12 protein-coding genes are annotated in these 15,733 nt (G+C 67.0%); 4 read left to right on the top strand and 8 right to left on the bottom strand.

The window, feature by feature from the left end:
• Positions 1-37: 37 nt before the first annotated feature.
• The 3 genes from ABIC44_RS04160 to ABIC44_RS04150 all read left to right on the top strand — a co-directional run bounded on the left by ABIC44_RS04160 (position 38) and on the right by ABIC44_RS04150 (position 3,727).
• Complete coding sequence (locus tag ABIC44_RS04160) at positions 38-1,048, top strand: LacI family DNA-binding transcriptional regulator (RefSeq protein ID WP_354293859.1); 1,011 nt, start codon at positions 38-40, stop codon at positions 1,046-1,048.
• A gap of 55 nt (positions 1,049-1,103) precedes the next feature.
• On the top strand, positions 1,104-2,138 hold the full coding sequence (locus ABIC44_RS04155; RefSeq protein ID WP_354293858.1) for a class 1 fructose-bisphosphatase: 1,035 nt from the start codon (positions 1,104-1,106) through the stop codon (positions 2,136-2,138).
• Positions 2,139-2,284: 146 nt separating this feature from the next.
• Entirely contained in the window at positions 2,285-3,727 is a 1,443-nt protein-coding gene (locus ABIC44_RS04150) for a carbohydrate porin (protein WP_354293857.1), read from the top strand.
• A 33-nt stretch (positions 3,728-3,760) separates the two neighbouring features.
• Here the strand turns inward: ABIC44_RS04150 and ABIC44_RS04145 are convergent, their stop codons facing one another.
• Entirely contained in the window at positions 3,761-4,129 is a 369-nt protein-coding gene (locus tag ABIC44_RS04145) for a hypothetical protein (RefSeq protein WP_354293855.1), read from the bottom strand.
• Positions 4,130-4,252: 123 nt separating this feature from the next.
• Positions 4,253-5,128, bottom strand: a complete 876-nt coding sequence (locus ABIC44_RS04140; protein ID WP_354293854.1) for an SDR family oxidoreductase — start codon at positions 5,126-5,128, stop codon at positions 4,253-4,255.
• Between the two features lie 267 nt (positions 5,129-5,395).
• Between ABIC44_RS04140 and ABIC44_RS04135 the strand changes: the two genes are divergently transcribed.
• On the top strand, positions 5,396-7,156 hold the full coding sequence (locus ABIC44_RS04135; RefSeq protein ID WP_354293947.1) for a M14 family metallopeptidase: 1,761 nt from the start codon (positions 5,396-5,398) through the stop codon (positions 7,154-7,156).
• 3 nt (positions 7,157-7,159) lie between these two features.
• On the opposite strand, the gene ABIC44_RS04130 is transcribed toward ABIC44_RS04135, so the two are convergent.
• The 6 genes from ABIC44_RS04130 to ABIC44_RS04105 all read right to left on the bottom strand — a co-directional run bounded on the left by ABIC44_RS04130 (position 7,160) and on the right by ABIC44_RS04105 (position 15,587).
• Positions 7,160-8,422, bottom strand: a complete 1,263-nt coding sequence (locus ABIC44_RS04130; protein WP_354293853.1) for a DUF3526 domain-containing protein — start codon at positions 8,420-8,422, stop codon at positions 7,160-7,162.
• A complete protein-coding gene (locus tag ABIC44_RS04125; protein WP_354293852.1) occupies positions 8,419-9,858 on the bottom strand; it encodes an ABC transporter permease in 1,440 nt (479 codons plus the stop codon). Before ABIC44_RS04125 ends, ABIC44_RS04130 begins: the two co-directional genes overlap by 4 nt.
• Complete coding sequence (locus ABIC44_RS04120) at positions 9,855-10,595, bottom strand: ABC transporter ATP-binding protein (RefSeq protein ID WP_354293850.1); 741 nt, start codon at positions 10,593-10,595, stop codon at positions 9,855-9,857. Before ABIC44_RS04120 ends, ABIC44_RS04125 begins: the two co-directional genes overlap by 4 nt.
• A 171-nt stretch (positions 10,596-10,766) precedes the next feature.
• Positions 10,767-11,702, bottom strand: a complete 936-nt coding sequence (locus ABIC44_RS04115; RefSeq protein ID WP_307098489.1) for a TauD/TfdA dioxygenase family protein — start codon at positions 11,700-11,702, stop codon at positions 10,767-10,769.
• 13 nt (positions 11,703-11,715) lie between these two features.
• On the bottom strand, positions 11,716-13,134 hold the full coding sequence (locus ABIC44_RS04110; RefSeq protein WP_354293849.1) for an MFS transporter: 1,419 nt from the start codon (positions 13,132-13,134) through the stop codon (positions 11,716-11,718).
• Positions 13,135-13,145: 11 nt separating this feature from the next.
• Positions 13,146-15,587: a TonB-dependent receptor gene (locus tag ABIC44_RS04105; RefSeq protein WP_354293848.1), complete on the bottom strand. Its 2,442-nt coding sequence runs from the start codon at positions 15,585-15,587 to the stop codon at positions 13,146-13,148.
• Positions 15,588-15,733 lie beyond the last annotated feature (146 nt).

Raw genomic sequence — 15,733 nt, 5'->3', positions numbered from 1 at the left:
CCGGTGAGAACGGCGCGGAGGGGAGAATACGTTTTCCATGAGCGTGGGTATCAAAGACGTCGCCCGCGTCGCCAACGTGTCCGCAGCCACGGTATCGCGGGTGTTGGCGGGTCGCAACGTCGATCTGGCGATGCGCGAGCGTGTTCTCGCGGCGGTGCGCTCGACGGGCTATCGCCCCAATCTCGCGGCGCGGCGGCTGCGGTCGCGTCATACCAATACGATCGGGCTGATCGTCGCCGATATCCGCAATCCCTTCTTCACCGCCGTATCCCGCGCGATCGAGAATCTGGCCTATAGTCGTGGACAGCGGGTCATCCTGTGCAACACCGACGAGGACCCCGCGCGCGAGGCCATGTACCTGCAACTGATGCAGGAGGAGCGAGTGGCCGGGGTCATCCTGGCGCCGACCCGCGACGGGCTGGCCAACCTCACCCGGACGAAGCCCGATTATCCCATGGTGCTGATCGATCGCGCGGCGCCGGGCATCGCGCATGACTGCGTGGTCCTGGACAATGGCACGATGTCGGAGATGCTGGTCGAGCATCTCCATGATCGGGGCTTTCGCCGGATCGCGGGCCTGTTCGGCGCGACCAGCCGTACCGGCATGGAGCGTCGTACCGGGTTCGAGGCCGCGGTGCAGCGGCTGGGTCTGGTGGCCGAGGCGATCGCGGTGCCGCATGGTGATGGCGAGGTGGCGGAGATCATGGCCGACCTGCTCGCGCGCGCCGACCGGCCCCAGGCGCTGGTCGCCAGCAATGGCGTGACCCTGCTGGCGGTGTTGCGCACGCTGCGCGAACACGGACTGTCGGTGCCCGACGACATCGCGCTTGTCGGGTTCGACAATGAAGGGTGGATGGACATTGTCGGCGGCCTGTCGGTGATCGAGCAGCCCGTCGAGGAAATCGGTCGCACCGCGATGGCGATGCTGATCGACCGGTTCGACCATCCCGATGCCGCCACCCGGAAAGTCGTGCTGGCCGGACGACTGATCTCGCGCGGTTCCAGTCTTTCGCCGATTTCCGCCCCGTCTCCCTCGGTGACGGCATGATCCATATCACGGGCGGGCGAACAGCGCCGCCGACATTATTCGGAGCCTGACCACGATGCAACGCATGTCGCTCACCCGGTTCCTCATCGAGCAGCAACGCGCCGATGCCGCGCTGCCCGCCGAACTGCGCCTGTTGATCGAGACGGTCGCGCGCGCCTGCAAGACGATCGGCCACGCCGTGTCCAAGGGCGCTCTGGGCGAAGTGCTGGGCAGTCTCGGCGAGGAGAATGTCCAGGGCGAGGTCCAGAAGAAGCTGGACGTGATCGCCAACGAGCTGCTGCTCGACGCCAATGAATGGGGCGGGCATCTGGCGGCGATGGCGTCGGAGGAGATGGAGACGATCCATCACATCCCCAATCGCTACCCCAAGGGCGAATATCTGCTGTTGTTCGATCCCATCGACGGATCGAGCAATGTTGATGTCGACCTGTCGGTCGGCACCATCTTCTCGGTGCTGCGCGCGCCGGAGGATTGCGCCGGTCGTGAGCCGACCGAGGCCGATTTTCTCCAGCCCGGCCGCGATCAGGTGGCGGCGGGCTATGCCATCTATGGGCCGCAGACGCTGCTGGTGCTGACCATCGGCACCGGCGTCTATGAATTCACGCTCGACCGGGAGGTCGGTTCGTGGCGACTGACCGACGGTCCGATGCGGCTGCCCGCCGGGACGTGCGAGTTCGCGATCAACCTGGCGCGGCGGCGGCAATGGTCGCCGCGCATCGCCGACTATGTCGAGCAGCGGGTTCAGGGCAGCGACGGGCCGTTGGGCCGCGATTACAATATGCGCTGGACCGCCTCGATGGTGGCGGACATCCATCGCATCCTGAAACGGGGCGGGGTGTTCCTCTATCCGGCCGATCACCGCCATCCGGGCAAGGCACGGCTTCGGCTGTTGTATGAGGCCAATCCCATGGCGATGCTGATCGAGCAGGCGGGCGGTGCGGCGATCGATGGCGCGATGCGCATCCTCGACATCCAGCCCGCGGGCCTGCACCAGCGGGTCGGCGTGGTGCTGGGCGATGCCGCCGAGGTCGCAACGCTGTGCGACGTCGAAGAGAGGGACACCGTCCTGCCGCTTGCCGCCTCGGGATAAGGGCGGGTCGGCGGAAGGTCGTTCCCAGGGGGCGACAAACTGGTCTTGGCGGGAAATCGTTCTACACGACGATGGCCTGCGTGGTCGGGCTCCTTTCGGTAAATAGTTGAGAAAACGTTTTCTATAACATGATGGTGAGGATGCGGATGGACAAGGTCCGATTCAAGCTGGGTATCATTGTCGGGGCGGCCATTTTGCCTGTGTCCCCACTCTGGTCGCGCACGGTCGATCCGGCCGCCACGGTGGTTGGCGAGGATGGGTCGCCCGTCGCGTCCGATCCAGCGACGCCGCAGGTCTCGCAACATGCGACCAAGGCCGTGCCGCTGGTCCTGGGCCAGCGAAGGAAGGGCGACGAGACTTGGCAGCCGCTGGTCGATGACGGCGTCACCCTGGCGCTGAACTATACTGGCGAAGCAGCCGCCAACGTCACCGGCGGGCTGGCGCGCAAGGCCGCCTATACCGGGCAAATCTATGTCGGGGCCGATTTCGACTTCGACAAGATCGCGGGCATCGGCGGCGGTGGCCTTCACCTCGCGATCACCAACCGCCATGGCCAGAGCCTGTCGCAGATCGCGATCGGCAACAATACCTCGGTGCAGGAGGTATGGGGCACGCAGAATACCCATCTGGCCATCCTGACCTGGGAACAGAGGCTGTTCGACAACCGGTTGGATATCGAGGCGGGCAAGAGCCAGGCGAACATCCATTTCCTGAACTCGCCGCTCTACTGCAATTTCCAGACGAATTCGGCGTGCGGCAATCCCACCTTCGTCTTCAAGAACAGCAACTTCACCTATTTTCCGGCATCGAGCTGGATGGCCCGCGCCAAGCTGACGATCGCCGACAACTGGTTCGCCCATGCCGGCATCTATGAGGTCAACCCGAACCGTAAGCGGGCCGATGACAATGGCTTCAGCCTCAGCTTCAAGGGCGGCACGGGTTTCATCGTGCCCTATGAAATCGGCTATGCCTCGGACTTCAAGACCGACCGGCTGCCGCGCCACTACATCCTGGGCGGCTGGGTCGATCGCGGCGATTATGCCGATCCTTTGTTCGACGATCGGGGCGGCATCGCGATCCTGAGCGGTCGCCCCTACGCCACACGCAAGGGGCGCAGCGGCCTCTATGCCCGTTTTGACCAGATGCTGACGCGCCCCGACATGAATTCGCACCGGGGGCTGGCGGTGTTCGGGGTCGCGATGACCAATTTGTCGGGCCGGGTCGAGGAGCGGCATTTCCTCGAACTGGGCCTGCTCCAGACGGGGACCTTTGCCGGGCGCGATCGCGATACGATCGGCTTTGTCATCAACCAGCAGAGCTTTTCCGACCTGGCCATGGCCCGGATGCGCGCCGCGCGCCTGTCCGCCGGGGGCGATGGAGACATCCGCCGCAACCAATATATGATGGAACTGGCCTATGGCGCCCAGATCGGCCCCGCCATTCGCCTGTCGCCCAACATCCAGTATATCCTGAACCCCGACCAGACCGGCGCCCCGTTCCGCAAGACCCATATCGGCAATGCGCTCGTCTTCGGGTTCAAGTTCACGGTCGATGCACCGACCCTGATCGCGATGGCACGGCGCGACTAGGCCGCGCCATGCTTGCCACGGGCATGACGGCGTTCAGGCGGACCGCTGATAGCGAAGCCTGTTCTCGAAGCCTTCATTCGCCTTGGTCATCTTGGCGATCTTGCGAAGCGTGGCGCGGACGTTCCGGTCGAACCGCCGGTCATCATAAATGCCGGTCGTCCGGTACTCCTCCTGCGCAAGCAAGCTTTTCAGGTGCAGCGCGAAGGCCGCCTGGTCCTCGGCCTTTCCGCCAGCCTGCAATGCCCGGCACACCCATTCCTCGGCCGCCGCCTTGTCATAGTCGTCCTGCGCCTCATAGCCCCGCCGATCCGCCGCCGCCTGGTCGAGCCTGGCGGCCTGGACCCGGTGGTCGAGCCATTGGCCGACCGCCGCACCGTCCCATGGCCTGGATGTGACCGTCATCTCCGTCTCCATTCCGTGAAGAAACGGAGCCGTAGCATCACCACGGGCCGGGGCAATGCGCGATCCGGTGCGGGCCTCGGCCATATGCGGACAGGCCGCCGGTCGAGGCCCGGCTTTCGGGGATCAGGAAATCGGGACGCCGCCGGTGACCGCGACGACGTTGCCGGACATGTAGCTGCCCTCGGCGGAGGCGAGCAGCACATAGGCGGGGGCCAGTTCCCCCGGCTGTCCGGCGCGCCCGATCGGCGTGTCATGGCCGAGCGTCTCCAACTCCTGCGGCGATTTGGCGATCGGCTGTATGGGTGTCCAGATCGGGCCGGGCGCCACCGCGTTCACGCGAATGCCGTCGCTCGCCAGAAGGTTGGAAAGCCCCACCGTCAGGCTCGATATCGCGCCCTTGGTCGCGGCATAGACGATCATCGTCTTGTTCGCGATCTTGGCCTGCTCGCTGGTCGTGTTGATGATCGCCGAGCCCGGCTTCATATGCGCCGCAGCCGCCTTGGCGAGACGGATCATCGCAAAGACATTGGCGGCGAAGGCGTCCTGCATCTCGTCATCGTCGATGCTGTCCAGCCCCTCGTTCATGGTCTGGGCGGCGGCATTATTGACGAGGATGTCCAGCCCGCCCAGCTCGGCGACGGTGCGCTCGACCAGGCTGGCGCAATGATCCCGGTTGCGGATGTCGCCGGGCAGCAACAGGCAACGCCGTCCCGCCTTCTCGACCCAGCGACGCGTTTCCTCCGCATCGGCCTGTTCGTCGGCCAGGTAGGAGATGGCGATGTCGGCCCCCTCGCGGGCATAGGCGATGGCGACGGCCCGGCCGATGCCCGAGTCCCCGCCGGTGATCAGCGCGATCCGGTCCGTGAGCAGCCCCTTGCCGACATAGCTCTCCTCACCATGGTCGGGCTTGGTGCGCATCGCGGTGGTCAGGCCGGGGCTGGGCTGGTGCGGCTCGTCGGGAAAATGCGTCGGCTGGCTGGTGCGGGGATCGTCGGTCATGTCCATTCCTGCTGAAAGGGGTCAGCAGCAAACGGCTCACCGGGCATAACGTGCCGGAGCATCGCCATTCCCGGCTTGGGTCGAGTTTTGCCAGACCGACCAACGGAATGCATAGGAAACGATATATTGTCTTATCGGCGAGGATGCGCCAGCAGGCGGCCTTTCACGCCATCGGTGATGGCGGACGACAGGACCATGATCGTGAACCACTCTCCCCCTAATATCCTTCATGCCCTGCGCACGGGCACCCTGCTTGGCCTGATCGCCATGACGCCGCTTCCCGCTCTGGCGGAGCAGGTCGGGTCGGACGATCTGTCCGCCAGGATCCTGCCCCCGACGATGCCGTGGAAAGGCGCGAGCGAGCGGCTGATCGTCGCGGCGGACGACCCCTGGATCACCCCGGCCGAGGCCGCCACCTTTCGCACCACGCCGCGCTATGCCGAGGTTCGCGCATGGCTGGAACGGCTCGATGCGGCATCGCCGCTGATTTCCGTGCAGAGCTTCGGCCGCACGACCGAGGGGCGCGAGATGATCTATGTCCGCGCCAGCAAGGGCGGGCCCGGCAAGCCGGTCGTGCTGATCCAGGGCGGCATTCACTCGGGCGAGATCGACGGCAAGGATGCCGGGCTGATGCTGCTGCGCGACATCGCGCTGCGCGGCAAGGACAGCCTGCTCGACACGGTCGATCTGGTGTTCGTCCCGATCTACAATGTCGACGGTCACGAACAGCGCAGCGCGTACAATTACCCGCATATTCGCGGCCCGGCCGAAAAGGGCCGCGATGCGAATGCGCGCGATATCGACCTCAACCGCGATTATGCCAAGCTCGACGCGCCGGAGTCGCGCGCGATGATCGGCCTGATCCGCGCGCTCGACCCGATCCTCTATATCGACTGCCATGTCAGCGAAGGCTTCGACATGCAGTATGACGTGACCTTCACCTATGCGGGTTGGGGTAAATATGCGCGGCATCGCGCGACGGCGGGGTGGTTGGAGAACCGCTTCGGTCCGGCCGTGTCGCAGGCGCTGACGGCCGCAGGGCATGTTCCGACCATCTATCCCAGTCCCATCGACACGCGCCAGCCCGACAAGGGCATACGCTACAGCCCCGAAGGGCCGCGCTATTCGACGGGCTATGGCGACTTCATCGGCATGCCGACGGTGCTGGTCGAGAACCACATGCTGAAGCCCTATCGTCGGCGGGTGCTCGGCACCTATGTGCTGATGGAGGCGGCGCTGAGGATCGCCGGGACCGACGCCGCCCGCATCGCCGCCGCCAAGGCCGAGGACCGGGCCAGCCGCCCGGCCGAACTCCTGACCCGCTGGCAGCCGGCGCCCACGCCGATCGGATGGGTGGAGGATTTCAAGGGCGTGGCGTTCGACACCTATCTGTCACCCGCCTCGGGCCGCCGGGAGCAGCGCTGGCTGGGCAAGCCCATCTCCTTTCGCATGCCGATCATCGGCCAGCAGCCGGTCGAGACGGTCCGCCTGCCCAAAGCCTGGTGGGTGCCGCCCGCGCAGACCGAGGTGATCGACCGCCTGCGCCTGCACGGCATCGCGTTCGAGACGATCGCCAGGCCCCGCACGCTGACGGTCGATCGGGTCCGGCTGATCGATCCCAAGGTGACGCAGCCCAAGGAGGGGCGCTATCCGATCACCGCGCGCTTCGAGCATCGACGGGCTGAACAGGCCATGCCCGCGGGCAGCGTCCGTGTGCCCGCCGACCAGCCGCTCGGCCTGCTGGCCGCGGCGCTGCTGGAGCCGGAGAGCCAGGATTCCTTCCTGGCCTGGGGCTTCTTCCCCGAGATGCTGGCACCGGCACCGGATACGGACGCCTTCGTCCTCGCCAAGCTGGGCGAGCATGTCCTGGCGACGCAGCCCGAGGTCAAGGCCGCGTTCGAGGCCAGGCTGCGCGACGAACCGGGCTTTGCCTCCGATCCCGATGCGCGGCTGGCTTGGCTCTATGCGCAGGCCGGGCCGGGGCATCCCCATGTGCTACAATATCCGCTGGCTCGGGAGGTGGACTGAGGCTCAGCCTCCCGCCCGGTCGTCGAACCGTGGCGCGCGCCGGAACTCGTCCCGTCCGAATGGCCGGTCGTAGAAGACATAGCCGTAATAGAAGGATCGTAGACGGGCATGAAAGGCGCGGATGCGATCCTGATAGGCCAGCTGGGCGGTCAGGTCGGTCCGCGCCAGTCGGGTGAGCAGCGCCTGCACCCCGACCGAGGGCAGCACCCAGCCAAAGGCGCGGCCCGCCCGGTCGCGCCGTTCCAGCGCGGCGCGATAGGCCCGCACCTTGGGCGCAACGCTCTCGTCGCCATTCTGGTGAAAGGCGAGATACCATTTATAGTGGAAGTCGCTCCCCAGCGGCGGCGAGTCCGCCAATTCGGGATGCGTGGCATAGAAGCGGCGCATCGTCGCCTCGCGCGGAATGTCCCAGGCATGGTTGACGACCTCGCGTTGCGCGAGCGCGATCTCGGCACCCTGTCCGACCGGAATGGCGCGATCGATGACGACATTGCCGAGCGTCGGCACGATCAGCACCAGCACCAGCCAGGCGGCGGCCAGCGTTGCGGCATTGGCGACCGAACTCCACCGCAACCGTCCGACCAGCGCGGCCAGGCCGATCCAGAACAGCAGATAGGCGACGATCACGCCCAGGACGAGCAGGACGACGCCGATCGCGACCCCCTCGACCGCCGCCGCCACCGCGAACGGCAGGCCGAGCGCGGCCCATAGCAGGATCAGGCGCAACCCGGTCCGCCGCCGCCACAGCGCCGCACCACCGCGCGGCAACGCGTCGAGCATGCGCTGCCGCCCGGCCTCCCGCTCGCCCGACACCAGATCGTGGAACAGAGCGATCACGAACAGCGGCGCGAGGAACACCAGCACGAAGGCGAAGTCGAACCGGCCGGGCAGGGCGACCTCGGGATTGAAGGTGTCGCCGTCATAAATCTGCGCTTCCAGTCCCAGCGCGCGGACGCGCAGGATATAGGGCGCGACGTCGCGCATGCCCAGCGCCGCGAAAGCCAGCGGCGCGGGCGCGTCCCAGGTGGCGTGGAAGCTGTAATAGGCCGCGCTTCCGGCGTCCCTGGTCCGGACGACATAGTCGGCGACCGCGCCGATATCCTCGGCCTGGGCGGGCGGAATGGCGGCGATGGCGGCCCGCTGGCGAGCGACCTCGGCCATGCCCGTTCCCAGCGCGGCGACGGTCAGCAGCGCGAGCAGCGCCAGCGCCAGGACGCTCAGCCGCTGGCGCAGCAACAAGCGAAGTTCGTGCCGCCACAAGGTCATCGGCGTGCTCCCAGTCGGCGGGTGGCCAGCCCCAGCAAGGCCAGGGCGGCGATCAGCCACAGGCTCAATATGGCGAGGCCGGGCAGCGCGGCCCGTGCCAGCGTCGCGTCGGTGGGGGCGATGAAATGGAAATCGGGGATCGCCCGCCAATGCGCGCCACCGATCCGCTTGCGCCGGTCGGCCCCCGCATCGGTGGCGCTATCGTCGGCATAGCTGACATCCTCCGCCTGCATCCGGTTCAGCCGCTGGACCAGCGCATAGCGATAGAGCTCGGCCTGTTCGAGGAACCGGCGATGCGCGGCGAAGTCGGTGCCGGCCGCCGCCATCGACAGCCCGCGCAGCGCGATGGCGGGGCTGAACAGTCCGGCGGCGTTCACCAGTCCATTCTGCCGGGCCTGCGCGGCAAAGTTCTGCGCGGCATAGCGGTCGAACAGTTCGGAGGTCAGCCGCTCTCCCTCCAGTGCCAGCAGCCCCTTATAGTTGACCGGCAGATCCTCGACCCGCTTGACATGGTAGCGATCGAGCAGCGCCTGCTTGAACTGCGCGAAATGGGGATCGTCGGGATTGTGGCTGTCGCCCATGCGCCGCAGGTCGCGCCCGATGGCGACATCGGTCTGCAGGCGGTTTTGCAAGGGCACGGTCGCGCTCGCCAGGTCGGGCACGGCGCGTGGCAGCAGCACCGTCGTCACCGCCCACAGGGCGACCAGCACCAGCAGCGCATCGCGGCTGCGGCGAACCCAGGCCGAGACGAGGAGGATCAGCACCACCCACAGGCCCAGATAGAAGAGATAACCCAGCGCGATCGCCAGCATCGGCAGGCCCAGCGCGCCCGGCTGTCCGGCGATGACCAGCAGGCCGAGCATCGCCGGTGCGGCGGCGGCCAGCGCCACGCCGCCGAGAGCGAGCAGCTTGCCTGCCACCACCTGTCGCCGCGACGCTCCTTGCAACATCAGCAGGCGCAGCGTGCCGCGCTCGGTCTCGCGCGCGAGACTGCCGAACCCCAGGAAGATCAGCAGCAGCGGGGCGACGATCTGAAGCACGAAGGCCGGGGTCAGCTGGCCGAAGCGGATCAGCAGCGAGCTTTGCCGGACATCGCCGAAATTCGCGGTATTCTGTCGATGCCCCTCCAGGAACATGCTGTTGCCGGTAAAGGCGTCGACACCCGGATCGAACGCCGCGAGCGGGCTGAGCGGACGAAAGATGAAATGGCCATAATGGACCATCCGGTGCGGATGCCGGTCGGGCTGCGCGTCGAAGGCGTGTTCGGCCTCGTGCTGATGCCGCTGGCGCAGTTCGGCGACGCCGCGCTGGTGCGACCAGCTACTCGCCACCGCCACCAGGGTCAGCAGCACGATCAGCGCAAAGGCGATCAGGGCGACGCGGTTGCGCAGCATCAGCCGCAACTCGTCGCGCGCGATCAGGCGGACGATCCTCATGCGGCGATCCGTTCCCCGCTCACCTGGAACCGGGCATGGAGCGCGCGCACGTCGAACCGGTCCGGGCCGCTCGCCGTCACCCGGTGGGTGACCCGACCGGCCTCCAGAAAGGCGATGTCGTCGGCGACGTCGGCGGCGCTCAACAGATCGTGCGTCACCATCAGCACGGCGGTGCCGCGTCCGCGCACGGCGGACACCAGCGCGTTGAAATCCGCCGTGGCGCGCGGATCGAGCCCGGAGGTCGGCTCGTCGAGCAGCAGGACGGGGACGGCGCGGAGCAGCGCCACGGCGATCGCCACCTTCTGCCGCATGCCCTTGGAGAAACCGCCGAGCCGCTGGTCCCAGGCGCGCTCCTGCAACCCGGCGGCCCGCAGCGCCTCGACGATCGCGTCGCGCCCCTGCCGCTCGCCGCTGAGCGCCAGCAGGTAATCGGCATTCTCGATGGCCGAGAGATGCTCGTAGAGCGCGACATTTTCGGGCAGATAGGCGATGTGGCGCCGCGCCGCGTCGGGGGCCGTGCCGGGATCGACGCCGCACACCGCGATCCGCCCCGATTGCGCGCGCGTAAAGCCCAGCAGGGTGGACAGGGTGGTCGACTTGCCCGCGCCATTGCCGCCCAGCAACGCGGTGATGCTGCCCGATCCCACGGCCAGGGACAGCCCGTCGAGAACGCGATGATCGCCATAGGCGACCGACAGGTCCTCGATCAGGATCGGGGCGGATGGTGGGAGCGACATGGATACCTCGATGCTCGGATGTCCGGCACCTCTGCACCATACGCGTCGCGGAGACAATATATCATGAAAAATCGGTCATGCAGCCCGTCCTGGCGCGCGCGGCCATGCCGTCGGTAACGTCGGGCAAGGAGCCGCCGGCATCCCGTGTTGCGGGGATGCCGGCGGAAGGGATCACTCGGCGGCTTCGAGCAGTCGCTCGGGCTTCAGCGCGCGGCTGGAGCCGCCATCGACCGCGACCGGCACCGATCCGGCGATCGTCGCGCGGCGCAGGTGGCGCTTCTGCCTGCCGAAGTCCGCGATCGCGCGGTGCTGGGTCGCACGATTGTCCCAGATCGCCACATCGCCCGGTTGCCAGCGCCATCGGACGGTGTTTTCCGGTTTGGTGATCTGGTCCTGAAGGATCTGGAACACCCGGTTGGAATCGTCACGGCTCAGCCCGACGAAGCTCTTGACGAAATTGCCCAGCAGAAGCGCCTTCTCGCCCGTCACCGGATGGACGTGCACCACCGGATGTTCGGTCTCATAGACGGTGGAGGCGAATATCTCGCGGTGGCGGCGGATCGCCTCCGACGATGCCTCGGGGCTGGCGGTGGCATAGTCATAGGCATTGGTGTGGACCGCGCGCAGGTCGTGGACCAGGGCCTTGAGCGGGGCGGAGAGCCCCTCATAGGCGGCGACGGCATTGGCCCAGAGCGTGTCGCCGCCCGCCGGTGGGATCACCAGCGCGCGCAGGATCGACGCGGCGGGGAAGGCGGGCAGGAAGGTGATGTCGGTATGCCATTGCGACGCCGCCTCGCCCTCGCGCGAGTTGAGTTCGAGCAGGAAGCGTGATCCCTCCGCCACCGGGACGGTCGGATGCGCCAGCGGTTCGCCGAGCCGGGCGGCAAAGGCCTCGTGCGCTTCGTCGTCCAGCTGGGTCTGGCCGCGGAAGAAGATCACCTTGTGACGGCCGAGCGCCCGTTTGATCGCATCGACGGTCAGGTCGTCCAGGTCGCCCGACAGGGCGACACCCCGGATTTCCGCGCCGATCCGCCCGGCGACGGGCACGATGTCGAGTGGGCTTTGCGCGTCGGCGGCGTTATCGAACTGGTGTTGGATCACAGTCATGTCACACACTCCTTCAGGCTTCGACGGGAACGGAGGCCGCGCGCGTGTCGAGCGCGCGGCGGATCGCGGCGTGGCGGGTCTGGTCGAGCGGGAAGTGCCAGATCAGCGCAGCCGAGATGATGTGCGCGGCGGCGGGGCCGAGCGCGAAGACGTATTTCAGGGCCTCCAGCGCGGCGGGCGCGCTATGCCCTCCGGGCCGGAAACCCACCCAGGCGAGGAGCGGGAGCGCGAGGCCGATGCCGATCGCGGGACCCGCCTTGGACGCCAGGCTGAAGACGGAGAAGAACAGGCCGGTGCGGTTGTGCCCCGTCGCCAGTTCATGGGCATCGGCGACGTCCGCGACCATCGCGCGCAGCATCAGGTTGCCCGAGGCCTGGGTCAGCCCCTGCGCCACCGCCAGAGCGACCAGCAGCCACAGCGTATCGGGAAAGACCGCGAGCAGGCCGATATTGATCGCCGCCTGCACCAGCTCGCCCGTGATCGCCGTCTCGCGCTTGCCCAGCCGCCGCCCGATCGCCAGCCAGAGCGGCCCGGCGACGACGCCGAAGACGAATTGCAGCAGGTACAGGCCGCTCGCCCATTGCGCGAGGCCCATATAGCTGATGCAGAAGAAGGCGATCAGCCCGGCGCGGATCGACTGGCCCGCAGTCACCGCCAGGTCGGAGGCGAGCACGCGCAGGAGCAGCCTGTCGCGAAAGACGATCGTGGCCGTCCGCCAGAATCCGATGCGGTGATGCGACTGGCTCGGCAGCGCGGGCTCAGGCAGCGCGGATAGGGTCAGGACGAGCGTGGGCAACAGCGTCGCCAGGACGAAGGCGCCCGATACATGGAGCTTCGCGTTCGGCGCAGCCGCGCTTCCTCGATCCATCAGCGTCGGCAGGACCAGGATCAGCAACAGGCCGATCGACCGCAGCACCTGTTGATAGGTCATGATGCGGGTGCGCTCGTGATAGTCGCCGGACACCTCGCCTGCCCAGGCCCATGACGGCACCTCGATCATCGTCCATCCGATGGTGTACACGAACAGCGTCGCCGCCAGATAGAGTGGCCCGGGAGCCGTCGGCGGGAAGAAGAGGGCGATGGACGCCAGCCCGAACAGGAGCCCGCCGCCTGCGATCCAGGGTTTGCGGCGACCGAAACGGGTGCGGCTGCGGTCGCTCAGGGCACCGACGATCGGATCGGTGGCGACGCTCCAAAGGCGGACCAGAAACAGGATGATGCCCAGCGCGGCCAAGGGGATGCCATAGTAACTGGCATAGATTTGCGGGACGAAGAGGGCGATCGCCAACTCCGCACCCCAGGCGGGAACCTCCAGTGATCCGAAGGCGCTCAGCCGTGCCGCGCCGTAACGCTGGCCCGGTGCGGCAAGGGGTGGCGCAGGTCGGGACGCGGGGTGATCGCGTTCGATTGCGGGCAGGGGAATGCTGGCCATCGCCGTCTCCGTCAGAAACGGACCTTGAGCGTCGCGCCATAGGTGCCCGGATCGCCCAGAATGGCGGAGACGAGCCCGTAATTGACGACGTTCAAGGTCTGGAAATAGTCTTTGTCGAACAGGTTGCGCGCCCAGACCGACAGGTCGTAGCGGCCGTCCTCGCCCAGCCGGACCCCGGCGCGCGCATTGACCAGGCCATAGCCGGGGACCAACCCGTATCGGCTGTTGCTGGCGACGGTGTAATAGGAGGAGCGATACGACCAGTCGCCGTGCAGATAGGCCTCCGCACCCCCGCCGATCGGACGGGTGACGTCGCCGCCGACCGAGGCCGCCCATTTCGGCACGCCCGCCAGCCGCTGGCCGGTGAAGTCGCGCACGGGCGAGCCGCCGGGATTGGCGGCGGTCGGGTTGAGCGCCTCCACCGGGGTCGGGCCGTTGGGATAGTCGCGATAGGTGGCGTCGGTATAGGCGATCGAGCCGGTCAGGCTCAGCCAGTCGGCCGGGCGCACCGCCAGATCGCCCTCGAACCCGCGCGATCGGACCTTGGGGATATTGGCGATATAGTTGATATAGGTGTTGGTGCCGATCACCTGCTGGACGATCGTCGTCTGATAATCGGTGACATTGGTCTGATAGGCGGCGAGGTTCAGCGTCACGCGCCGGTCGAGAAACTGGGACTTCAGCCCGACCTCGAAATTGTCGACCGTCTCGGTCCTGACGATGGGATCCACGCCGCTGGGCAGATTGGTGAGGTTCAACCCCGGCGACTTCGCCCCGCGCGAATAGGTGGCATAGACCAGCACGTCCTCGCCCGGCTTCCAGCCCAGCGTCGCCAGTCCCGAGACGCTGTCGTCGTCGGTGTCGACCGAAAAGGCCTGGTTCGGGACCAGCGCGTTGCGGATCGCGGCGACGCGCGCGATCTGCGCCGCGGTCAGCCCGGTGGTCGGCTGCGCGAAGAGGCGATCATTGGCATAGCTGCCCCATTTCTCCTCATGGGTGTAGCGCAGGCCGCCGGTCAGGCTGAGCGCGGGCGTGATGTGCCAGGTCGCCTGGCCGAAGACCGCGCCGCTCTTGGTATGCGGATCGGACCGGGAGGCGGACAGCAGGCCGTTGGTGGCGATGCTCGCCACCCTCTGATCGTCGGTCGGGAAGAGCGCGAGTGCGGCATCCGACCCGAATTCGGTGCGGCCATAGCCGCGCACCACCTGCTGGAAATAATAGACGCCCAGTACCCAGTCGACTGCGCGCGAGCCGGTCGAGGCGAGCCGCAATTCCTGGCTGAACTGGCGCTGGAAGTTGAGGATATGTCCCTGCGTGTTGATCGACAGCGCGGTCAGGTCGCCATCGTTGCGCGGAAACCAGTTCCATTGCCGGGCCGCGGTGATCGACGTCAGCGCGGCGCCGCCCAGATCGTAATCGACCTGTCCCGACACGCCCCAGGTGTCCATATTGGCCTGGAACGGTGAATTGGCATCGGTACGCCTGGCAAAGGGATCAAGCGGCAGCGGCGTGTAATTGGGAAAGCGTGCCAGCCGCTGTTCGAAGCTGTTCGCGATCGCCCTGCCATTGTCATAGGTCGCGAAGGTCCGCACCGGCAGGTTGATGCAGCAGGACTGGTCCTGCTGCCCCCAGTCGCCGATGATGCGGATGGTCAGCGCCGGGGCCGGGGTCAGCAGCAACTGGCCGCGCACCGTCGCATTCTCATAATCATGGACGCGGCGACGGGTGGTCGTGTCGTAGAGGAAGCCGTCGCGCGTGGTATAGGCGGCGCTCAGGCGAAAGGCGGCCAGGCCGTCGATCAACGGGCCGGTGACCGAGCCGCGCAACTGCCGATAGTCGTAATTGCCGATATCGGCCTGGCCATCGGCATGCCACTGGAACTGCGGCAGGCGGCTGGAGATGTTGATCGCGCCGGCGGTGGTGTTCTTGCCGAACAGTGTGCCCTGCGGCCCGCGCAGCACCTCGACCCGGTCAAGATCGACGAGATCGAACTGGCTCTGCCCGACGCGGCCGTAATAGACATTGTCGATATAGACGCCGACGCCATTCTCCAGACCGTCATTGGTCAGCGCGACGTTGGAGCCCAGCCCGCGTATATTGATGTTGGTATTGCGCGGGTTGAAGCTGAAGACCTGAAGCGACGGCACCAGCTGCTGCACCTGGTCGAGCCGGTAATCGCCGCGCAGGCCGAGCTGCTCGGCACCGACGACGCTGAGCGCGATCGGGACGTCCTGGGCCCGCTCCTCGCGCCGCCGGGCGGTGACGACGACGTCGCCGGACCCATCGGGCGCGGCTTCGGGCTCGGCATTCTCGGTGGCCCCGCTCGCGGGTACGGCATGGCTGGCGAGAACGACTTGCGCTCCGGCACTGGACGGCATCAAGGCCGTGGCGGCCAGCAACAGGCAGCGGCGCTTCCACACGAGCGTCATCGCTGCCGGAAATCCCCTTTTCATGGATTGGCTTTCTTATGGTTCTGGCAATGGGACCAAGGCGCGGACCATCGGCCGCCGACGCACAGATGGCGTCGAACCCTTGCCGGTCCCGATCATGGTTCAGAGGTTAGAGGCGGGCGCGACTGGCCCGCAGCACAGGCGGATCG

The organism is Sphingomonas sp. 1185, assembly GCF_040544655.1.
Classification (GTDB): Bacteria; Pseudomonadota; Alphaproteobacteria; order Sphingomonadales; family Sphingomonadaceae; genus Sphingomonas.
This window is presented reverse-complemented; position numbering and strand designations above follow the sequence as displayed.